This is a genomic window from Gayadomonas joobiniege G7 (genome assembly GCF_000300815.1).
Lineage (GTDB): Bacteria > Pseudomonadota > Gammaproteobacteria > Enterobacterales > Alteromonadaceae > Catenovulum > Catenovulum joobiniege.
The window spans coordinates 693,027-716,265 of record NZ_AMRX01000008.1 but is presented as its reverse complement, the minus strand read 5'-3'; the positions used below and the strand labels follow the sequence as shown (position 1 = coordinate 716,265).

Annotated in this window: 16 protein-coding genes; 2 read left to right on the top strand and 14 right to left on the bottom strand. The window is 40.6% G+C overall.

What is annotated here, in order from left to right; genetic code table 11:
• Positions 1 to 66 precede the first annotated feature (66 nt).
• From C727_RS0117500 to C727_RS0117485, 4 genes are all read right to left on the bottom strand, one after another.
• Positions 67 to 669, bottom strand: coding sequence for a methyltransferase family protein (locus C727_RS0117500; RefSeq protein ID WP_017446967.1), 603 nt, complete (start codon positions 667 to 669; stop codon positions 67 to 69).
• A 46-nt stretch (positions 670 to 715) separates the two neighbouring features.
• The gene (locus C727_RS0117495) at positions 716 to 1,327 is read right to left on the bottom strand and encodes an acyl carrier protein phosphodiesterase (RefSeq protein WP_017446966.1); all 612 of its coding nucleotides are present in this window, start codon (positions 1,325 to 1,327) and stop codon (positions 716 to 718) included.
• Between the two features lie 7 nt (positions 1,328 to 1,334).
• On the bottom strand, positions 1,335 to 3,128 hold the full coding sequence (locus tag C727_RS0117490; protein ID WP_017446965.1) for a DUF5060 domain-containing protein: 1,794 nt from the start codon (positions 3,126 to 3,128) through the stop codon (positions 1,335 to 1,337).
• Between the two features lie 151 nt (positions 3,129 to 3,279).
• A complete protein-coding gene (locus C727_RS0117485; protein WP_017446964.1) occupies positions 3,280 to 4,758 on the bottom strand; it encodes a sulfatase in 1,479 nt (492 codons plus the stop codon).
• Positions 4,759 to 5,003: 245 nt separating this feature from the next.
• On the opposite strand from C727_RS0117485, the gene C727_RS18895 reads away from it, so the two are divergent.
• Complete coding sequence (locus C727_RS18895) at positions 5,004 to 5,783, top strand: BPSS1780 family membrane protein (protein WP_017446963.1); 780 nt, start codon at positions 5,004 to 5,006, stop codon at positions 5,781 to 5,783.
• Between the two features lie 34 nt (positions 5,784 to 5,817).
• Here the strand turns inward: C727_RS18895 and C727_RS0117475 are convergent, their stop codons facing one another.
• Genes C727_RS0117475 through C727_RS0117450 form a run of 6 tightly spaced genes read right to left on the bottom strand, consistent with a single transcriptional unit; the run spans position 5,818 to position 12,585 of the window.
• Positions 5,818 to 7,158, bottom strand: coding sequence for a DUF58 domain-containing protein (locus C727_RS0117475; protein WP_017446962.1), 1,341 nt, complete (start codon positions 7,156 to 7,158; stop codon positions 5,818 to 5,820).
• Positions 7,155 to 8,135 (bottom strand): AAA family ATPase, encoded by a 981-nt coding sequence (locus C727_RS0117470; protein WP_017446961.1) that lies wholly within the window; start codon positions 8,133 to 8,135, stop codon positions 7,155 to 7,157. The genes C727_RS0117475 and C727_RS0117470 overlap by 4 nt, the downstream gene beginning before the upstream one ends.
• Positions 8,132 to 9,397, bottom strand: a complete 1,266-nt coding sequence (locus tag C727_RS0117465) for a DUF4350 domain-containing protein (protein ID WP_017446960.1) — start codon at positions 9,395 to 9,397, stop codon at positions 8,132 to 8,134. The genes C727_RS0117470 and C727_RS0117465 overlap by 4 nt, the downstream gene beginning before the upstream one ends.
• Entirely contained in the window at positions 9,397 to 10,938 is a 1,542-nt protein-coding gene (locus C727_RS19230) for a hypothetical protein (RefSeq protein ID WP_017446959.1), read from the bottom strand. The genes C727_RS0117465 and C727_RS19230 overlap by 1 nt, the downstream gene beginning before the upstream one ends.
• Entirely contained in the window at positions 10,925 to 11,878 is a 954-nt protein-coding gene (locus tag C727_RS0117455) for a stage II sporulation protein M (RefSeq protein WP_017446958.1), read from the bottom strand. Before C727_RS0117455 ends, C727_RS19230 begins: the two co-directional genes overlap by 14 nt.
• A complete protein-coding gene (locus C727_RS0117450; RefSeq protein WP_017446957.1) occupies positions 11,878 to 12,585 on the bottom strand; it encodes an RDD family protein in 708 nt (235 codons plus the stop codon). The genes C727_RS0117455 and C727_RS0117450 overlap by 1 nt, the downstream gene beginning before the upstream one ends.
• A 519-nt stretch (positions 12,586 to 13,104) precedes the next feature.
• Between C727_RS0117450 and C727_RS0117440 the strand changes: the two genes are divergently transcribed.
• Positions 13,105 to 14,850, top strand: coding sequence for an ABC transporter ATP-binding protein (locus C727_RS0117440; RefSeq protein ID WP_017446955.1), 1,746 nt, complete (start codon positions 13,105 to 13,107; stop codon positions 14,848 to 14,850).
• Positions 14,851 to 14,980: 130 nt separating this feature from the next.
• Here C727_RS0117440 and C727_RS0117435 read toward each other — a convergent pair whose 3' ends face one another.
• The 4 genes from C727_RS0117435 to C727_RS0117420 form a co-directional block, all read right to left on the bottom strand.
• On the bottom strand, positions 14,981 to 17,350 hold the full coding sequence (locus C727_RS0117435; protein ID WP_017446954.1) for a hypothetical protein: 2,370 nt from the start codon (positions 17,348 to 17,350) through the stop codon (positions 14,981 to 14,983).
• Positions 17,343 to 19,637, bottom strand: coding sequence for a beta-galactosidase (locus C727_RS0117430; protein WP_017446953.1), 2,295 nt, complete (start codon positions 19,635 to 19,637; stop codon positions 17,343 to 17,345). Before C727_RS0117430 ends, C727_RS0117435 begins: the two co-directional genes overlap by 8 nt.
• A 288-nt stretch (positions 19,638 to 19,925) precedes the next feature.
• Positions 19,926 to 21,218 (bottom strand): glycoside hydrolase family 117 protein, encoded by a 1,293-nt coding sequence (locus C727_RS0117425; protein ID WP_017446952.1) that lies wholly within the window; start codon positions 21,216 to 21,218, stop codon positions 19,926 to 19,928.
• Between the two features lie 81 nt (positions 21,219 to 21,299).
• The gene (locus C727_RS0117420) at positions 21,300 to 23,135 is read right to left on the bottom strand and encodes an arylsulfatase (protein WP_017446951.1); all 1,836 of its coding nucleotides are present in this window, start codon (positions 23,133 to 23,135) and stop codon (positions 21,300 to 21,302) included.
• Between the last annotated feature and the right edge of the window lie 104 nt (positions 23,136 to 23,239).

Below are 23,239 nucleotides of genomic sequence, written 5' to 3'. Positions count from 1 at the left end.
CTTAAACGAGTGGTCCGCTTGTTTAATAAACTAATCATAATTTTTTTTGTATAAAAAAGCAACAAATCAAATCCAGCGCCGAACTGTTTGTTTATACTGGCTGTATTGCTCGTTAAAGCGGCGTTGTAAAAAAGCTTCTTCCAATAAGGTTTGTCGATACAAGATGATCCAACCAAAAATCAAACATATTAGCGAAAACGCTGATGGTAGCGCTAAAAAGAAACCAAGCTGAGCAAACGCAATAGACAGATACATAGGGTTGCGTGAATAAGCGTAAATCCCATTCGTTTGTAGTTGGTTGGGTGAGTTTTTATCCATACCAGAGCGCCATAAAGGACCAAGCGCATAATGTCCGTACATAGTGCTAACAAAGCCGATAGTGAGCAGGATTAATCCGGTTAAGATCCATTCGCTTTGATATAAATTAGGTAAGATGCCTAGATAACTATCTATATCAGGGTAAAAAAAACGAACGACACAAACTGCCCAAATGCTGATACGAAACACTCTAAAACAAAGGTGGTTAAACCAACTTGCCGAATATTTATCGCCAGCATGAACATAACGAGTATTACTTTTTTGCTGCAAGCTAATAATTCTAATTGTATAAAAACAGGCAACAAAGGTAAAAAATATGGCTAGGTACCAGCGTGCAAATTCAGCGATCACTACAGACTCCAATTGATGAATTTAAGCATCAGTATAACAGAGAACATCATTTTATCAGTAAATTGCTAGCATTTTTTACCTCTGGGCCCCAATCAGCGACAGCCTGTTTCAAATTAGGAAAAAACTGTAAAAATCCCTGCTCAAAATTTTTGTAATGCAGCTCGATATCCTCACCGCTACCGGCGAATTTATTTTTAAAACGGATCCGACGGCTAATATTATCCAGCGCCCTGTAAACACCGTCTTGGCTTTCGTAACTGGCAAACCAATCATGCGCCACTATTGATTCGACAACCTTTTGCATGGTCACTGGCATTTGCGGAAGCTGACTATCTAGGTAAACATAACTTTGTCGTTTAAACAGAACAAATTTTTGCTCGCTATACAACTGCCAATGTTTAATTAAAAAATGATCATAAAGCACATCTAACGCAATTCCAGCAAAACGCCTACGATGCGGGGCAAAGTAAAACTTTGCCTCTCTGACGATTGCATGTTGATCGGTGAAACGATCAACATACAAATGATTTTTTAATCCTAAATACACCTGATTATTTAAATCATTAATTTGTACCCCTCGCTGAAAGTCTCCCAGCAGGTTGCCAAAATAAGATTCAGGCGTTGGCTGAGCCAAGTACAAATGTGCTACATAATTCATCGCGGCCTTAATGTCGAATTAACTCAATAGCCCAGTCTGCTTGTTTGTTATCTGGGTAATCCGTTAATCTTACCATCTGGCCTGGTGTTATCGTCAACAATTGTTCTCGAGCGTGCCACTGGCCCGACAATGGGTTAAAAAACCTCACTTTGAAGCGACCACTCAAATTCGATTTGAAAGTCGCTTTTTCCCAATTTGGCAAATATAACAAAGCTCGGCGACCACTTTGGTCGGTTAAACAATAAAAACTCTTGTCTTTTGCTTCGCTACAAGTGCTTGTTAACGAATATAATTGAGCGTCTTCAAAAAAGGCTTTTGCTTTTGCAGTTTGCTGCCACAACAAACTGCGAGAACGCCAATCTTCTGCATCCAGATCGTTGTGTGCGTAGCGGTAACCAAAATACCATTCAATGCCACTTACTCGGTTGAACATGGCAGGCCATAACACTTGAGTTCGCATATCTTGGTGGCTCGGATTATCTTTGTCCGGTCGAGCGCCAGTATGCCAGATACCTATTTCATCCATCGAAATCGCCCATAAATGCCCTGCCTCTTTTGACGCTTTTTGCCAATATTGAATATCTTGTGTTACACGAGCGGGTTGGTCTACCTGTAATGAGATGCCATCAATACTGGCTTCGCCTAATAAACCAGTCAAGGTTTCTTGTTTGTGTTTTTGCGACGCATGACTATGCACTAATACAGGATTCTTGTACGGGTCTTGTGCTTTAATATAGCGCGCCATTGTTATCACCTGCTCGGGCGTTTGGCCGACTGGCGACCATTTAACCGGACCGTTTTCTTCGCCAATATTCCAAATTACGCCACGAAAATGAGCAAACCTAGCAATCATTTCATTTAGGTACAATTTACGATAATAACCCGTATCACCATCATCTAACAGTGTTTCATTTTCAGTTTCTTGCAATACGACATGCATGATCAAACCTTTGTTTTGCATATGCTCAAACACTTTTTGCCATTGAGCCAATTTACTCACATCAAATCTGTCTAAGGTTTTATGATCAAGATACGGCCAAGTATCTTTGCCGTCTCCTTTAATATTCATAGTGATAAAATAAACGGCATTCATTTGCTCAGCGGTTAAATAGTTTAATGCTCCAATTAAATTTTTACCTTTTCCTTGCCAGCTTATATCACCTTTATGCCAGTCTCTTGCATGAGGTTCAAACGTATGCAAATGTGTATCTTGCGCTTTGCCTTCATCTTCCTTATTCGGCTGTACCCGATAAGTGCCATCAAAATCTGTATAACCAAATAGATTTTCTGGGCTATTAGCCCCCACTTTTAATTTTGGCTGGGTTTGCCCTAACGGGTAAAAATAACCATCTTGCACCGTTAAACGACCCAAGCCTACTGCGCGGCTATCCACTTGCAATTGACCTGTTTCGCCGTCAAAGTCAGTTTCTTCACCTTGCGTTAAATCTGAACTGAGCGCAATATCTTTACCAGTATCAAAATGCACCTGATAGTTCCACTGCCCCGGCAGATCTGGACTAAAATTAACCTGCCAGAGATCACCCTCCGAGGCGCTCGACTCAGCTGCCTGACCGTCACCGGCAAAATAACCACGCACTAAAACTTGTTTTTCGGCATGGGTAAATTCCACCATGACTCTATAATCAGTAAAGGGGTTAACTTGATCTTGTTCTGTAACATTCGGACCTTCAATATCCAATGTCACTGTTTGATAAAGCTGTACTGATTCTACCGGTTTATCTAAGCTTGCGCATGCGGGTAACATCACGGCAAGCACACTCAAAAAATATAGGTTTTTCACTTTTGAATTCACCATTGCACATAAGAATAGAAGAAAAATATACTATTTTTACACTTTTGCAAAGTTTAAATCAAAAATGTTCCCCCAGCACATTATTTACCGGCACTGTTTAACGGCACTGGGGGCGGATCGAAAATATCTGGGGTAACAATTAATAGGCTAATTTAGATGCCGGTGGCAGTGGCACTTTATTACTTTTACGCCAGTGCACAAGTTTAGCCAATAACTTATCCGCTTGGGCGGTGTTTTTTTCAGCCAGATTGTGTTGCTCGCGCTGATCGTTTTGTAAATCATACAACTCAACTTTGCCTGAATTTAAAAACTGAATAAGCTTCCAATTGCCTTCTCTAATCACAGACAAAGGCGGCTGCTTATAGGCGCTGGCCAAATGCCAATAAATGGCTCGGTCAGCCAATTTTTTGCCTTGCGCCAATGGCCAAAAACTGCGCCCGTCTGTCTCTTCGACTGCACTATCTTGTATACCGGCAACATCTGCAAAGGTGGCAAAATAATCCACTACGGATACCAGCGCATCAGTGCGACCTGCTGGGATTTTTTGCGGCCAGTTTACAAGCAAAGGCACTTTGATCCCCCCTTCGTAAATATCACCTTTTGCACCTCTAAAACGTTTATCTTTTGATTGGAACCCATTAAACCCGTTATCCGACGTAAAAATAACCAAGGTATTCTCACGTAAACCAGATGCATTTAAATAGTCAATCAAACGCCCCACATTGTCGTCCATGTTTTCAACTAAAGTCCCATAAGCCGCAAGTTCTTTTTGTTTGCTCGCGTCTTTACCTGTAATAGGGTCGATTGTTTTATTTTGATACTTTTTGAGTAGTTCAGGGCTACGTGCAACACTGGGTCTGTGTACAGAATAATAATGCAAGTTAACAAAAAACGGCTTATTTTTATTGGCTTGCATAAATTGAATGGCTTCATCCGTCATCCGATCGGTTAACCAATCATCCGATGGTTTATCAGTTATAAAAGGGTTTTTAAAAGGAGCATGATAACCGCCGCTGGCAGATTTATACCCTTTGTCATAACCACGTGCTGGATCGCCCCACCAAGTACCACCAAGGTTAACCGAATAGCCGCGGCCGCGTGGATAATAGGCTTTATATTTGTCACTTTGATGCGCTGGCAGCCAACTCATATCACCATTGTCTGGTTGGCTCAGTTTTTTAGCAAACGGGTAATCTTTTTCTAAATCTGGGTTAGGTCCCACCAAATGCCATTTACCAAAGTGGCCAAGGGTGTAGCCGTGCTCTGCCAAAACTTGTGAATAAAACTTGTGTTTTTTCTCAACGGTCCAACGTGAAAATAAATTGGTTTTTGCATTACCCCGTTCTAAAACGGGCACATTATAAACTTGAGTTCGAAACGCATGTTTACCAGTCGCTAATGCCGCGCGTGATGGCGAACAGGTTGGATACATGTAGGCGTTATCAAAAATTTGACCGTTCGCGGCCAATCGGTCAATATTTGGGGTTTCGACCCACTGGCTTCCGTTATAACTAACATCGCCCCAGCCTAGATCATCAACTAAGATAAACACAATATTGGGTTTTGCTGCACTCACACTAAAACTCGCAGCCAATAATAAACTTAATAATATTCTCACAAATTAAAACTCCAAACTCAGGTCTAATAATCCTGTCTCTGCGAAACAAACTCAATATATAAAACCAGTCAATCGGTAATAACCGCAATTTTTAACCGCAAATATGCTGTAAGCGCTTTGTACGCTAAGCGTATTTTGGTCAATCCTTTAAACATGAATAAATTACAATTTATTAACCAACAATTATTGCGCTATTAATAATTGCCTGCCAAAATAAGGTTTTGTTAACAATAAAAGGAAGTTTAATGGAAAACGTCAATAACCCCTACCAAGCACCAGAAGCCGATCTTGATGTACCTCTCGAACAAAAAGATCTCCAATTCACAGATCCACAAAAAAAGTCAGCTGGCCAAGGTTGGCAATGGATTAAAAGTGCGTTCTCGTTGTTTAAAGCCTCTCCGGGCGGTTGGATACTGACCTGCTTGTTAGGTTTTATTATTATGATAGCCATTAATATTATCCCGCTCATCGGCAGTATTTTTATGATGTTAACCACCTATGTGTGGGGTGCAGGTTTGGTTTATGGAAGCCAACAGGTTGATAAAGGCGAAAAATTTAAAGTTTCATATTTATTTAGTGGTTTTAAATTAGCAGCGGGCAAGCTTATTTTACTGTCTCTATTATTAAGCATTATCAGCAGTGTCATTATGGTTGCTAGCATCGGTCCTGTATATTTAGATCTTATGATGGGAAATGAAAACCCTGAAGCGTTTGCAAACATAGACCCGCAGCAATTTTTATTGTCTGGCCTTATCGCAACGGCATTTTATATTCCAATGATGATGGCGGTTTGGTTTGCCCCCGCGTTGATTATCTTTCATAAAACCTCCATTTTTAACGCATTAAAACTTAGTTTTATCGGCTGTTTAAAAAACATAATACCATTTTTTATTTACAGCTTAATCATGATTATTTTGATGTTTTTAGCTATGATCCCAGTCGGTTTGGGCTTTTTAATTTTAATGCCAGTTATGTTCGCCTCGCTTTACACTAGCTACAAAGCTATTTTTCTTAAATCGGCTTAATAGACTGAATATAAGCCTGCCATGAACAGCAGGCTTATAACAAACCACTCTTTTTAATAGATAAATACGTATTCAAAATGTGACTGCTTATTTCTGTGCTATTCACTTGAAAGCAGATCACGCCTTGGTGCCGTAACAGGTTTATCTGTTTATTTATTTTTTGCTGCATCAATGCCGCCGAACTGTGCGAAATGGCTTGCTCAAAGCTGGCGACAGGCGCTGCTCGCATCTCTTGATAAAGGGTTTCACGAACACTGATCACGGCAACCATATGCTTTTTCTGCAACAGCCGACAAGCTTCACTGAGGTCGGAAAAATCTTCATCCCGTAAACAGGTCACCAATAACACTAAACTGCGTTTGTGCTGCTTATTTAGCAAAGCTTGCGCTGCCATTAAATAATCACTCGCGGCAGAACTCGGATACAAATCAAAAAAGTGATTTAGAATCTGGCTGACTTGTTTCACCCCTTTTATTTTACCAAGCCAGCGGGTTGATTCGCCAAAACTCATAAAACTTAATTGATCGCTATTTTTTAAAACCGTATAACTTAATAAGATCAAGGCGTTAAGTGCGCGATCAAAATAACTCATTTGTCCATCTTTAACACACATGCGTTTGCCCGCATCTAACAAAATGCTAATATTTTGATTTTTTTCTTCCTGATATTCGCGCGAGATCAATTTATTAAAGCGCCCCGTCGCGGCCCAATCTAATTGCCGTAAGGTATCACCTTGGCGGTATTCTCTTAGTTGGTGAAAATCCATGCCACTGCCGCGTTTATTAAACTTTTTAAGGCCGGCCTGAGTTAAATTTAGACGCCCATTTAACCCCTCTACATGGGCGATTGCAGAAAAGTTTGGAAAGACCTTAACCTCAGTTTTAAGCGGATAACGCCAACATATTTGAACAAAACTAAACTTTGAATCTAATCGGACAAAAGTGGCATCTAGCGTATACCGACCGCGTCTGGTCGCTAACACCTTATACCCTATTCGTGCGCTACTTTGAGCCGCTATTTTAACCGTCAACTGACGGCCGAGCTGCCGCCAAAGCGGCGGAACATCATCAACCAAATCAAGGGTTATAAAAGTATCTGATTTATTTTCAACGGTTAATTGAATAACCTGCTCAACACCCAAAGAAATATTGGTTTCGTGCGCTCGACTTATGCAAATGGCAGGCGGGCGTTTTAAAGCAAGCATGACATCAATGCAAAATAACAAAATAAAAATGACAAACACCGCATAATAAATTGCATCGTCCCCTTGAATGATCTGAGCCTCTTGCAGTATTGGCCAAACAATTGCGTAACCAATTAAAACTGAGATCCAAATAAGGGCCTGGCAAGTAGGACGAACACTGATTAACTTCATTGTCTTGGCACTTCTATGCTGCTTATTAGCTCATGCAGCAATTGTTCAGCGGTAACCCCTTCGATTTCCCGTTCAGCCGAAACCCTAACTCTATGGCGTAGCACATCAATAACACTTTGTTTCACTTCATCTGGGCTAACAAAATTTTGCCCGCGTGCTAACGCATTGACCTTAGCTGCTTTTATCAGTGCAATGCTGGCTCTAACCCCTGCACCAAATTCAAAGCCATTCCATTGACGCGTTGCCCGCACGATAGCCACGGCGTACTCTACAATTTTGTCATCGGCAATCACTTGGCTCGCCCAATGTTTTAGCGTTTGAACTTGTTCACCCGTTAAGACAGGATCAATCTTTTTGCTAAAACTGGTATTTTTTTGCAAGCCGGTGTTCATTAACGATAGCCTGATTTCGTCTGCTAAACTCGGATAAGTTATGACTACTTTCATCATAAAACGGTCAAGTTCGGCTTCTGGCAACGGATAGGTCCCTTCGTTATCAATTGGGTTTTGTGTTGCTAACACCATAAACGGAGACGGCAAAACATAACTATTTCCATCAATGGTGATTTGCTGCTCTTGCATGACTTCTAACAGTGCGGCTTGCGTTTTTGCTGGCGCTCGGTTGATCTCATCAGCCAACAATAAATTAGTAAAAGCGGGCCCTTTACGCACTTGATATTGGCCAGATTTCATATCTAATAACGAATGACCAGTGACATCGGCAGGCATTAAGTCGGGCGTAAACTGGATCCTATGATGATTCACCGATATAGATTGAGCGAGTGCACGCACCAACAGGGTTTTACCTAAACCCGGCACACCTTCTAATAACAAGTGCCCGCCCGCCAATAAACATTTTATCACTTGATCGACCACAGCTTCTTGGCCAATTAAGGTGCGTGTGACTGACTGCTTTAATTGTGTTATCCATTCACTTGCCTGCGCGAGATCAGATTCACTTAATGCGGTTTCATTCATATTATTTTCCTTATTTTTTGTAGCACTTGCACCTGTAGCGTAAAGCTATCTTCACTTTTGTGTTTAGCTGTATTGAGTGCCGCCTGAATATCAGCTTGCGGTAATTCAGTTTGCTCATGCAAATGCAAAATACGTGTTTGTTCGGGCCAACTTGCAAACCCCGGCCAGCGCCGCTGAGCCAACTCTAACACTTCGCTTTGCAGGGCATCTATTAAACGATCGCTTTGCCCATGTTGCCAATAATAATCACCGGCCGCTTCAATATGTTGATTAAAAAATTGAACACTGGTTTCATCCAGCTGGTAAGCGGGTCCAAAACGCACAGCTTGCCGCCAAACAAAAAATAAAATGTAAAGGATAAGACAGGCGATTAACATGGGCGACCATTTACTCAAACGGACTAACCAAGTCTCTTTGGCAACCGAATGCATCAATAAAATATCTGTTGATGACGTTGTTAACCATTGATAAAAATAACCATTATTGGCGTCCGCTAGCTGGATATTGTTCCAAAGATCTATATGGGTCAGCAAACTAACCAAACCTTGTTGGCGTTTGAATTGAACAAAAGTATAACCATGTCGATCAGCACTGTAATTTATGATTTCTGTCTCTTGTGGGATCTGAATGCGGTAACTTTTGTTCAAGTTTACGTAAAAGACTTGGCCATCAGCTGTGTTTATTTGGCTTTGGTATTCAGGTGATTTTACAACTTCACTGTTCGCTTCTGCTTCATTTTTTTGCTCTGCTTCTGTGTTATCTTGTGGCTCGAGTGTTTCTTTTGTTTCAAGTTGCTTATTCTCCTGTCTGCGCTGAAATTCAGCCGATGTAGGAAAACTCAGCCTGATCTGGAATTTTAACCAAAGCGGGTCATAAATATCTCTTAATTGTCGATACATAGCCGCATCGGTGGCAAAAATTAAATGGCCGCCCTGTTCGACCCAAGCTAAAATAGCCTCAGCTTGCCGAGCTGTGATCAACTGGTCACTATGCCCTATGATTAAAACGCCATTTTTGTTCGGTACTAGCTGTCTTTCGGCTTGCTGAGAAAAAAGTAGCGGATACTCAGTCGACACGAGCAAATCTTGATTATTTAACTCGGCAAAACCTTGTAATGCCAAAAATGGCTGCTGCATCACATCGTCGGGGAGCCCTAAAACGATTTTTTTTTGTTTCCAAACAAAGTTTTGATAACAAAACCAGGCAATCAGCAAGAGCAAAAATACACTGATGAACCAACGCCAATGGGCTAGTATCCGCATTATTTTGCCTCCGCTTTTTTTGAATGCACAAAGAGCTCGATACTTTTTTGATAAAGCGATTGCACTTCGTCATGCTGCGCGGATCTATGCGCCCAAGCGAGTTGTATCCATAGCTTAAAAACCGCCGCTATATGTTCATAAATCGCTGTGGGGACCTCTTGTTTAAGACTATTTAGGCACTCTTGCTCCGTCATCGAGCGACTCAAACGAACGCGATAAGCTTGACTCATTTGGTGCAAACTAAAACGGATAATTAACGACAGAGCGAATCTAAAATCGGCATTTGCTATCGCTGTTTCAACTAACTGGATAAACTGGTGACAATTAGTTATGGCATATTCAGATCTATCATCGACAATAAAATCAGGCATTTGCACTTTTTCAGCCAGATCTACTTTTTTAAATTTGCGCCAAAAAAAGAGATGTTTGCGGAGATAAAATACCAAGGCAAAAAAACCAATAATAAAAATTGCCCAGAGCATTATTTCAATAAACAAGCTAATAGACTTAATAAACTCGGCCAAAAAACTTAAATCAAAATCGCTAGAAACACTTAAATCTGGCCCCACCCAAACTAAATGTTTAGTGGTTTTTACATTTTTAAACGGCTCTTTTTGATAAACCTGATCGATTAATTTTTGCGTATTCGCAAGCTTTGTTTGCATCCGTTTGGTTTGCTCTGCAACATCAGTGTTTTTAACCCCTTTGGGCGCACTGAGGTTTATATTTACTTTTGGTGGGTTCGCATGCACCGGAGAAAAAGTTGTAGAAACACCGGTAAAACAAAACGCACACATCACAAACACACTGACTTTTGAGACTAGGCGTTGACGTATTTTTTTAAAAGCTAACTCAATATCCCAAGCTTCAAGCATGACTCGCCGGTTTAAATAAAGGCTAAAGCCACCAGCTAAATAAAAAGGAGAAACCAACGCAAAACAAACATAGATAAGCGTCGCCGAAATCAACTGCCAATATTCAGAATAAAACAATTGATAAAAATCAAATGGCGCGACTCCTTGCGGGGTTAACCAGCCAAACAGCGACAGTAAACCCGCAAAGAGTATCCACTCCCATATATAACACACCACGCCCCACCAAGCGGACTGGTCGTCGTTGTCTCTGTGGAATATCCGCAAGCGATTTTTACGCGCGGAACCTTTTAGCTGCTCTAATTGAAAAACCGCCAGCCGATAGCTGCGAGAAAATAAAATTCGCGTTAAAGTGCAGCTGGACAGCCCGCCGTTTTTACACTGACCCGGCCAATTTTTAAGTGTTTCTGTTACACTAGGTTCAGCCGAAAATACCGCCCGACTTAAATAATAAAGCTGAGCTCGCTCAAACAAAGGTTTTAATAACCAAACTAAAATAATCGCCCAAAGCGGGGATAGCCAAACAATGGCAATAAAAATAGGTAAACTCACCAGCAGCCAAATAAAAAATAGCGGTCGGAACCAAAACACCGCCATGCGGCAGCCCAAATCTACTGCTTGCCATCCCGTTCGGGGCCGTAATTCTATCCTTAACTTATCTAGTTGCATATTTAAGGCCCCGGCAAAAATAAATAGCCACACCAATCCAACATAAGGTGCCTACTGCGTATTTAACACCCTGTGGCAAAGCTTGGCTGGAAGACCAAAATGCTTCAATAAACGCGGCAATCACTAAAAATACAAAGGCTCCCAATAAAACAGGAAAGGCCCTTAACGCAGCTTGTTTAACGGCAATGTGGCGGCTTAATCGACCTGGATTTAATAAGCTATAGCCGATATGCGTGCCGGCCGCGGCTGATAAAACGATGGCAGTTAACTCAAATGCACCGTGAGTGATCACAAACGAAAAAAAAGTCGACTGATACCCTATATTCACCATATGAGCACTAAGCGCACCAAAATAAAAACCGTTAAACAACAAATAAAACAAAGCTCCAACACCCAACAACAAACCACCGGCAAATGTCTGAAAGGCAATTTTTATATTGTTAAATATGTAAAAGCCAAACATTTGGAAATCGCCTGATGAGGCTCTTTCGATCTGTCGCCAATTGGCGTCTGGATTGTACATATGCTCCATAGTGCGCAATTGAGCATTATCAACAAAGGAATAAATCATTTGTGGTTGATAGGCAACAAGGCCAGCGGCAAGCAATGCAAAACCATAAAATAATATATGATTAATAACACAGGCCTGTTTTAAATTTTGCACAGAAAGCGGAAAACCCAACCGCAAAAATCGAATTAATTGATATCCAATACGCTGTTTAGGGCGATACATATGAGCTTGTGCGCTTGTAATCAAAGTATTTAAGCGGTCTATAATGGCTGGACTATATCCGCGGCTTTTAGCCACGGCCAGATCATGGGTCACTGCACGCAATAAAGCCGGTAAATCAAGTTTTTCGGCTGACGCCTCACCATTAAAAAAAGCTTCTAACTTTTGCCAATGGGCTTGCCGAATTGAGATAAATTGAGTTTGTTTCATTATTTACCTAAGTAACGGTTGGCCATTGCTTTAAGGCATTCGCTGGCAGACAAATTAGATTTGAAAAGCGGCGATAAAATAGCGGCGAGTTCCTTACTGCGGCTTTTTGATAATAAGGGTTCGCGCTCTGCAAAACGTATCACAGCGACTTGTTCTTCGGTTGAAAGGACAAAATCAGAGCTAAATTGCTGCTGACTTTCTGCTGGGTGATATGTTTTGTTTTCGTTTTGGTAGACCACCATGGTCCCTGCGACCCAATCACCAATACGCTGAAACTGTTTGCTAGTCAGCATACTGATTGCACCCAGACAATACGCAAAGGGTAAAAAATCTATCGTTCTAAAAAGATTCCGAGTCATAGCCCCAGGCAAAGTTAACGGCAATCCGTTCGCATAAATAACTTTAAGGCCAGTGAGCTTTTTACCCGGTGTCGCGCCCCAATAATATTCAAATATAATTGGGTAAAACCACTCTAATAAAAATACACCAATTAACATTAAACCTGTGCCAAAATCGCCGAAAAATCCGACTAATAAAGCTAATAGAATAAAAATAACAAGGCGCACGCCGAGGTCAATAACAAATGCAATTGAACGTATGCCTAATCCGGCGGGTTGAAACTCGATTTCAATGCCTTCGGCAGTATCTAATAAAACACTTTGGCAAATTAGTCCGTTAGATTGATGAGGTTTACAGGGATCGGACATTTAGCATCCTTTTTATTTAGGTTTTCCTTTTTGGCTTAATTATGACACATTTATTTTACATTTAAAGTAAGGGTTTTGTGAATTTAAAAAAATACTTAACACCGATAAAGATGACTGTAGCCAAATTTGCACAGATCGAATGCATTAGCCATAAGACCTTGTATACTTGGCGGATAAAACAAAGCAACACTGGAGTCTAGAAAAATAACATCTAAACAGTGGCTTGCATAACCAAAACTTGCTGTTGCCATTAAAATGGCTTCATTTAGCGAGCTTGAAGTAAACCAGTATTGCTTAAAAAAGGCACGTAAAGTTAGTAACAGCGAACCATTAGGAGCAAGCACGCTGAACCCAACATAGTAGATGCGTGAAGAGAGTAAACAAAGTAGCCGAAAGCGCTTTAAAGATGACAACTAACTTGAAAAACGGCGGGCCTAAAATGAGATAGGCGGAATCAATTATTTAACGCAAGCCAAAAACAATAATATTTCTCCTATTTTATTTATGGAATTATAAAAAATGAAAGTTAATATATTACTGAGGACAATAAAGGAAACAGTAGTTGCATGCCCTAAGTACTCAATCAGCATCATTATAGTATTGATCGTGCTGGGATTTATGCCTTCCATCAATCTTTATTTAACTGCCGAAATAATATCTTTATTCGAATCTAATAGTCTGGATGCTTCCATCAGCGAGCACCTTTTCTTTTGGGGTTTAGCGTTATTAATCCCATCCATACTAAATCCACTCATAGCCTTTTTGCAAAGCAACATTAATCAATATCTTTCATACAGCTTGACCACAAAGTTAATGAAAAAATCCGCATCTTTCGTTGGTATCAGCATTTTTGAGGACACCAAATTTCAGAACGACATTAATACATTGAACAAAGAGTCTAAATTTCGTCCAACAAATTTCATAGTAACCTTGGTTACCTTAATAAGAGAAATCACGGTCGTCATCACTTTAACATTTATGCTTGGTAATTTAATTTGGTGGGCTCCATTTCTGATGTTCCTAGCAGCTATCCCTCTATCTTGGATAAACTTAAAGGTTGCGTCCTACAGCTGGAAAGCTTTAGTCAGCGTTGGAGAGCACTCAAGAATGTTAGAATATTTATCCAGCCTTAACTTAAGTAAAGAAACCCAAAAGGATATTAAAATCTATAATGCTGATAAATTGATTTTAAGAAAATACGAAAAGGCCTTTTCCATTATTCAAACCAAATTGTTCAATTCAAGTATCAAAGTTTTCAGTAAACCTATTCCCTTTCAATTATTAATGATTTCAACAATTTCAATAATCTTATACGGGATATTTATTGCCATGCAAACTTCAGCATTGGATGTCGCTTCAATTGTGATCATATTCAATGCTTTGGTTTTAATGCACGGAAGGTTGGAGTCTATCGTACAATATGGAAACTTATTGACTGAAATAATGCCATATTTTAACAAATATTTTGCTTACATTGATTATCGAGAGAAGGTTGAAATTGGGACTCAATCAATAAACTCTATTAATTCCGTCGAGTTTAAGAATGTATACTTTAAGTACCCACACGAGCAAAAATATACTCTTAAAAATATATCTTTCAAAGTAACAAAAGGTGAGTCTGTATCTATTGTAGGACATAATGGAGCTGGTAAATCAACTATAACTTATTTGTTAACAAGATTTTGGGATGCCACAAAAGGACAGATAAAAATAAATGGGACGGATATTAAACAGTTTGACCCAATTCAATTGCGAAAGTGCATTAGCAGCGTTCCCCAAAATCATACTCGATTCAACTTTACTCTAGGTGAAAACATTACATTATCAGAGAATTATGATGACACCGAAGTGTTAGATATCGTTAAAAAAATAGATTTAAAACCAAATTTAAGCACTAACACCCTGCTGGGAAAATTATTTGGCGGTCAAGAGCTATCAGGTGGTAATTGGCAAAAAACGGCTATCGGCAGATGTTTTTTCAAGAATTCATCTATGATTATTCTCGATGAACCGACTTCGTCAATTGACCCTCAAAATGAAGCGGAAATTTACAAAATGTTTAGTGCCCTATCAAAAGATAAATTATGCTTCACCATTACACACCGGATGGGGGCTGTAAATTTAACTAACAGAGTTATTGTGTTAGATCAGGGCCAAATAGTACAGGATGGGGAGCCGAATATGCTAAAAGCGACTAATGGACCCTTTAAAGTTTTTTGGGACTCACAAGCACAAATGTATAAATCCCAATTTACTGATGAATAGAACAAATTAAACCCAGGCCTGGTAAGATTGATTTCCCAGCAGTCAAATCATCTCTATTTTAACCTTTAAAAAATCCTTAACACGAATTAAGGCAGCCGAATTTGGCTGCCGCTATTAAACCTTGGCGGGCTTACCGATTGAATCTGTTTTGATATAAATGGCGATTAAAACGCTTGGCGGCAGCCACCATTTCAGGATACGGAATATCTGTGGTCGAGACGAAACCCACGTTGTAAGGTTCGCCATCAAAGGCACGGCCAGTAATAGGTGAATCTATATACTGAAACCAATGAGCCCCCACCATATAATCTTTGCCTGCAACACTTTGCATATAATCATAATACATTTGTGCTCTATCTTTTTGGTTATCAGCTTGCACTAAACCTGAATGAAAGAGTCCCGTTTCTCTGGTTGCGCCAATATGAAACTCACCTATGACTGTTGGTAAATCTACCGCTTTTAAAAAGTCCCACTGGTGACTCTGCATACCTTCTTCATATATATTAAAACTTAGTACATCCGAATACTTTACTGAAGCTTTAATGGTTTCTTTTGGCATACCAAAATTAGCCATACGAGCGCCCATATATAAATGGTTGGGTAAATAGGTTCCTAATGTATCATGCACCACTTTAAAATATTGCTCTGATAACATTTCTAACAGATTAGAAATATCGGCCACTGCCGCATCAGAATAGGCATTTAAATGAAAGCCCTGCTCAAATTCAGACCAATCAGCAAAGTCACTTTGCCATGCGCTATTCAGCGCCGCGATCTTCCCGTATTGATTTTTAAGCTGTCGACTAAAAGCCGCTTTTGCCGGACTATCCACTGCATTGTTTGCAAGCGCACCTAAAATAACGCCATATCGCTCCTCAACATTTCCTTCTGGCATGCCCCAGCTTTTTTCGTTATCAATAAAAATACCCACACACCAAGGTGACTCTTTAATTTCGTCGGCGATAACCGAAATGGTGACCTCTGCGCGGCGCTTAAATTCAGCATCAAAAGGATCTGGCATCGGTGCCCAAACATCGTGTTCAGAGGCTAAAGTTTTATAATTTCCAATAATCCAGCCATTAGCAAAATAAGGCACTTGTTTATTATTATAAAACCCTGGGTCAACCCAATTACCAAACGAAGTAAAACCCCAATTTTGCATTCGATCTAAGGTCACCTGACGCCATTTATCTATATATGATTCTGGATATTGCTGACCATATTTACGCTCCAAATTGGCGCGATAAAAACTGTAAGTTTCGCCTGAGGTTAATGGACCTTTAAGCACTTTTCGCCGGTAACTATAATGGTCGGCAAGCGGATCATTATAGTCAGGAAGCCAATTAAACATCTTATGGCGTAACCCAGACGCTATGTACCTTGTTTTACGTGTTTGCTCAGACACTTGGACAATGCCAATGGAATCTTCCGGCGTCACCTCATCAGCATCAATTTGGCGAATATTGGGATCTTTAAAATCAACACCAGTTAGTGTTGTTAGGTTGGCCATGCGAACATTGGCAACCCCGTGCGAAAAAAATAAATGCCCCTCAGGATCCACCATCCACCATTTGCCATTTACTTTTTCAGTTCTAAAATAACCTGTTGCTGCTAATTTAGGCCCAGATTTCCAGCCGCCAAAACGGCTTCTGTCTGCCATTTGTCCTTCGGCAGCAAGTTGCTTAAGTTCGGCTTCGGCAACTGTTTTTAGCTCGTCTGCCGAACTGATTTTAATTGGAAAATCTTGTTTAGCATTTTGGCCAAACTGATCCACCAAACCAACTAAATAATCATCTTGGTAAGTTGGATTTTTTAATAACCTCAAGTTATCAATCCGGATGCTTTTATCTTGTAAGTTACCTCGCGTGTATAAAGCTAGCTCGGTAATTTGGCGATAATCCAAATCGGTTTTACCTGTTCTCCAGGTAAACATTTCTGCGTCAGTTGACCAAGGTTTGGGTTTTTCACGGATACCAGCGTCCGTTTGCGTAAACTTACCTTTAATAATGGCAAAATAGCGGCCTCTTTCACCGGCTGCCAAGTTAATACTGCGGTTTGCTGTGTAGGCTCGACTACCAGTCAAATCATCCGCTTTCACCACGGCTTGCGAGTCGGCAAGAGATAAATAAAGCTGGATAGATTGATCAGAAAGATTTTCGGCCTCAAAGGCAATATGGGCTTCGGGGTAACTACTCCAATCCCAAGGCACCTGAGGTTGCAGTTTAACGATTGAGCGGTAATGATCAGCCGAAAAGTGAATGGTTAGCGAACCTTTAGAGCCATTAAATGCTGGGCTATATTCGTACCTAGCCCCTTGTGCTAATAATTTTATTTGTTCGTTATCTTGCTCAAAATCCATTATATCCACTAATAGATCCGCTTGATGAGCAAGCAGAGATTTTAAACCATCTTTATACGCGCCTTCAGACTCAGGCGCAGAGCAGCCCACTAAAAGCCCCATGGAACATATCGCAGCTGTATATAGCGATAACCTAGTCATGCGTCTCTCCTTTTACAAAACGTTGTGAGTATAAATTTGTATTGATCTCTTTCGCTGCCTCAACTAGGGGGCGATAAGGAATGTCGGTAACACTAACAAAGCCAACATTATAGTTTTCTCCATCATAAGCTCGTCCGGTTAACGGTGAATCTATGTATTGAAACCAGTGGGCACCTACTAAATAGGGGTTATCTAACACACTATTTAAATAGTCTTGGTATTTGGCTCCCCTATCAGCCTGACTTTCGGCATGGATCAGCCCAGCATTTAACAAGCCAGAATCTAACGCGCCATTGTGAAACTCGCCAATAATCGATGCTTTATCCAAATCTTTTAAAAATCCCCAAAAACCATCATGAATACTTTCTTTATAAAAGTTATAGCTGACAACATCCGCATACTTAGCGGCCGCTCGTCGCACTTCCTCTGTCATCCCCCAATCCGCAAAGCGAGCGCCCATATATAGGTGATTTGGCATAAAACGCTGCACTTGAGCCCTAACCACAGCAAAATATTTTTCTGCATACAGACTCATTAATGCTGAAAAATCTTTTAACATAGTTTGATTAAAATCAGTTAGCCGCACACCCAGTGCCAACTTGTCCCAACTAACAAATTGTCTGTCCCAAGCCGTATTTAACGCCTCGATAGTTAAATATTCTGATTTTAAATACTGCATAAACGCAGCTTTGGTAGGACTCTCGGTTGCGTTATAAGAGAGTGTATTGATCACAACACCGTATTCGGATTCTGGTTGACCTGCTTTGCCCCAACTTTTTTCGTTATCAATAAATACCCCTATACACCATGGATTATTTTTAACTTCTGCAGCAATTTGTTTAACCGTGACTGCTGCTCTTTGTGCAAAAACTGGATCAAAAGGATCTGGCAGTGGGCTCCAATAGTCGTTGCCACTACTAACCTTTTTAAAATCTCCTATGATCCATCCATTGGCAAAATAAGGTAAACGATTGCTTTGATAAAACATGGGATCAACCCAGTTGCCAAACGAGGTAAAACCCCATGTCAGCATGCGGTCTATGGTGTTTTTTCGCCACATTTGGTCTATTTTTTCAGCTGAATGGGTACCATATTTGCGTGCCAGATTGGCACGATAAAAGCTATAGGTTTCGCCTTTTTCAACTGCGCCTGTGTGCACCTCACGTCGGTAACCATAATAGGCCGAAAAGGGATCGTTCAACTCGGGTAAGTCGACAAACATATCAGCACGCAACTTTGAACTTATATAGCGGCTAGGCCAAGCGCTGGCTGGGGCAGGATTCAAACCTAAAGAATCTTCTGGTGTATAATCGCCTGGCGTTCTAGGTTTGATATATTTAGCATCATAATCATAACCTGTAATTGTTGATGTATTGGCCATACGGATATTCGCAATGCCATTAGAAAAAAACAGATATCCTTCTGGGTCAACGAGCCACCATTGGCCATTCACTTTTTCTGTTCTAAAATAGCCGCTTGCTTTAAGTTTAGGGCCTTTTTTCCAACCGCCAAACTTTGACCGCCCTGCAATAGGCTGATCGCGCAATTGAGATTGCTCATCTATACCTAGCTTTTGCAATTGCTCAACCGATGAGACTTTATTGGCAAACTCTTGTTTGTTGTTTTGGCCAAATTTATCAAGCAATTGTTTTAAATAGGCCGGATCTGGCTCTGTCATAGCGATTAGGCGTACATCTTTGATCTCAATGCTTTTATCATTCGGCACTCCCCTGACATTAAAAGTGATCGATTCGATATTGCTTAAATCAATATTTTTGCTGCCATGACGCCAGATAATTGGAGTTAAATCTGTCTTCCATGCTTGCGGGTCCGAGCGTATGCCGGTATTAACATTAAGCGATGGGCCTTTTAACAGCATGTAATAGCCATTATCAGATTGGGCTGGTACTGCAAAACTGCGGTTATGGGTTTGACCTCTGGTATCTTTGGCAGTTACATAAAAATGAATAGACTCATCTTTATTATTTTTAATATTTAGCGCAAAGGCAAAAGCTTGATCATGCTGCCAATTCCAAGGCTGTTTTGGCTTAAAACTAAAACCTGATTGGTACGCTGTTTTTGATCGCATATTTATTCGAATAGTGCCATCATCTGTCACACGAATGTCGGCGTTTTCGGCAATTAAACTTTTCATTAACGCTTGAGTTGAAAATCGTTTTAAAAGGGTGTCTGGCGACTTGGCAAAACTATTAAAAACAACAAGGGCCGCCACCACACTGGTGACCCCGGCTATTTTATTAAGTGTGGCTATGCTAAAAAACTTCATAAAACATTGGCTCCTTGTTGTATCTTCAATCGTGGTTGCTTAAACATCTCGCAAAGACTAATAACTGATGCGACTCAAACCCTAACAATTTAACATCAACACTAACAATTATTATACATTCTTATATTGACGGTTAATTGTCAACAATAAATTACACATAAAATTGATAGATTAATGACTAAAAAACTCAAATGGGTTTTGCGCAAGCGCGGTAAAGATAGGTGTGGGTTGGCATTCAGCAACTTAAGCAAAACTGCCTAAGCTGCTAATCATTAAAAATGACTTGGGTTAATGGTTGGAGTCTTGAGCGACGTTTTTAGCCTTTGCTTTGCGTGCTTCTAATTGTTTTTTAGATAAACCGAGTGAGTTAAAATAAACCTCAGGTTTAAACCAAATATTAGGTGATTTAAAGGCCGGGTCATGCATATCCAAGCTCAAATCACAATCAAAACGTAACAACTCTGAGTGGCGTTTAGGACCAAAATTAATAAAATGACTGATCCCCCAAGTTACACCACGGCCATTATCTGTATTGGTAAAAGCATCAGGTGTATAGGGGCCTCCAGCGATAGGCGGCAATGAAATATTCGCCTGAATTTTAAAGTTAACTCCATCTTCTGCGTACTGAACGGTATTGCGCTCGATACCGTCTCGGATAATTACCCCAGCAACCCCGCTTTTAAATGGAAAATAAAAAGTTTCATGACCTGAATTAATGACAGGGTTTAATGGATGTTTTTTAAAGGTTTTTAGCGGATCATCAGAAATCGCCAAACCATGTGCAACATGATAGTTTTTGCGGTTGTCCGGCCATTTATTATAAGTGGATTTAAAATAAACATATATTTGGTCGTTATAAACAATTGGCATTGGATCATGAATTAAACTTTGATCCCAATCCCCTTTTTGTCCCGGCGTGATGACTGCTTTGTTAAGAGGTGTCCAGGGCCCCTCTGGCGAGTCAGCCCAAGAAACCGTCACCACACTGTGGTCGCCTTTTAAACCACTAGGCTCATTAAACGCTTGGTAATATAGATAGTACTTGCCTTTCCAGATCAAGATATCAGGCGTTGCAACCGAGCGATGGCCCGGATGCGGTTTGGCTGGGCGAGGTACAGCGACCCCCTGCTCTGCCCAAGTGACTCCATCGGTACTAGTTGCATACCACAAGTCGGCCAGATCCCAATCAGTACTCGGAATTTCATCGGTCGCTTGCGCCGCATTCGCAGCCCCAACTGGCGGAACTTTGGTATGGCGCTTGGTATAATAAATATAATATTTACCATCTACTAAAATAGGTCTAGATGGATCTCTGCGCGTGATAGTACCGTCACCGCCGTTATAATCAAACCCCTGCAAACGGCTGTATTTGAACTGGGTATAAAACTCACTATCTTGCGGCCTAGGCGCATCATATTCAAACATTCGCTCCATTGCCGCACTTAATGGAATATCTGGTTTTTCGGTTGGTACCTTATGTGGGAAAACCGATCGCTCTGGTGCTGCGTTAACTGGCGCGACCGCAGAGCCCGCACATAACGCAGCGATCAACAGCGAAACTTTTATATTAGATAGATTCATTGCCTGCCTCAAATTGTTTACAGTGAACAACAAAAATATAACACAGACAAATTAACGTTGCTATAAAAGTTACATAATTTATTATTTACCTTGATAATCAAGGTATAAATAAAAAGCGGCTTTTTCTTCTTTTTGCGTTGCTAAATCATTAGTAAACCAAGCTGTTACCTTTTGTTTACCTGCCTTGGCGTTGATTTTTACCTCACAATATGAAGCACGACCATAAATAGGGCTTGAATATACTTTGTCAGCGAGTTTTATGACACAGTATCTGGTATTGACTGGGGTTGCAGCCGGTTTGTCGTGATAATAAGCACGTATTTTATACTCACCCGCTTGCTCAATATTGATATACCAAGGCAGCGCCGAAAATTTATCTTCTTTGCCCAACCAATGAACATAGTCATATTCAGGCACATTCGGCTGATGACCAATAAACCAAGGAACCGGCTGTTTATCTGGTACTTCCATCCAATCCATTGCGTTGAGTCGCACTGGATCTTCTGCTGAATTTCCAACATGTATATATCTGTCTTTAAATCCTAGTTTAGCTAACTGCGCAAACCAGTTTTGCTGCTCATAATTAAGCTCACCAGCAATCGCTTTAATGTTTGCATCATTAGATTCTAATAAATTTACCTGCTGCTTAGGATCACTTTGAATATCGTATAGGGCTTTTTTATTATTAAAAGCAATATAACGCCACTGATCACGCATCACCACTGTCGGTCGTTTGATATCCGGATGGTAAACCCTTTGATTGGTCACAATAACAGATCGACCTTGCAACTTTTCATCTTGTCCTTTTTGCAACAAGGTTTTTAAGCTGCGGCCATCTACATCTGCCGCAGGGGACGGGCCGCCAACCATGTCTAATAGAGTGGGCAGCACGTCATAGTGCGCGGTTAACGCATCAATTTCACCACCCGCCAACTGGCCATTTGGATAAAAAATTAAAAAGGGTACCCGGTGACCGCCCTCATATACTTCACCTTTAAAACCACGGCGACCATTGTTTGGGACCCAATTTGGATATTGCTGTTGCATTTTTTCAGCCCTTGTGGTCAATTTTTGTCCCCGCAGTGCACGCATTGAGCTGCCGTTATCTGTCATATAAATAAAGATAGTATTATCTTCTTGTCCATTGTTTTTGATTGTTTGACGCAGGCGAGCGACTTGTTCATCTATGTAGCTGATCATGCCGTAAAAAGCAGCATCATCATAATGTAAGCCTTTGTCTTGATAGCGTTTAATATAAGGTTCAGGCGCGCGATATGGCCCATGCGGCGCATTCAATGCTATGTATGCAAAATGCGGTTGTTGTCTTTTTTGACTAATATATTTTATCGCTTCATCAAACCAAACTTTGGTTGCATAACCTGAAAAAAATTCAGGTTCACCATTGCGATAATAAACATCATCAAACTGGGTGTTCCCCCAATAGTCAGGCGTTTGCCCAACACCACCGCCGCCATGGATCACGGCTTGATCAAAACCTTGATCTTGCGGTCGGTATGGATAGTTATCGCCTAAATGCCATTTACCAAAAATAGCAGTTGAATAACCCGCTTGTTTTAAAGCTTCGGCTAATGTTTGGTGCTCAGGCCCTAACATATAGCGTCCTAAAATCGTATGCCAAACCCCAGCCTTAAGTGAATGTTTACCGGTTAATAGCGCAGCTCGAGTGGGCGAACAGGTCGGGTCTACATGAAAATTAGTCAATCGGGTGGATTGCTGAGCCAATTGATCTAAATTCGGGGTTTCGATAATTGGATTTTGATTAAAGCCGATATCGCCTGCGCCCTGATCATCTGTCATCACTAAAACAATATTGGGTTTATCCTGACTTGCGGCAACCACAGTGAGCGGCAACCAGAAAGCCAATAAGGTCACAGCCAATTTTGATTTTATCTGCATTTTATTCTCTATATCATTTATTTTTAAATGGATAAATTTATATATAGAATATACATTTTAGATACAAATCACAACAAATAATTAATCTTTCTTGGCCGCCAGCG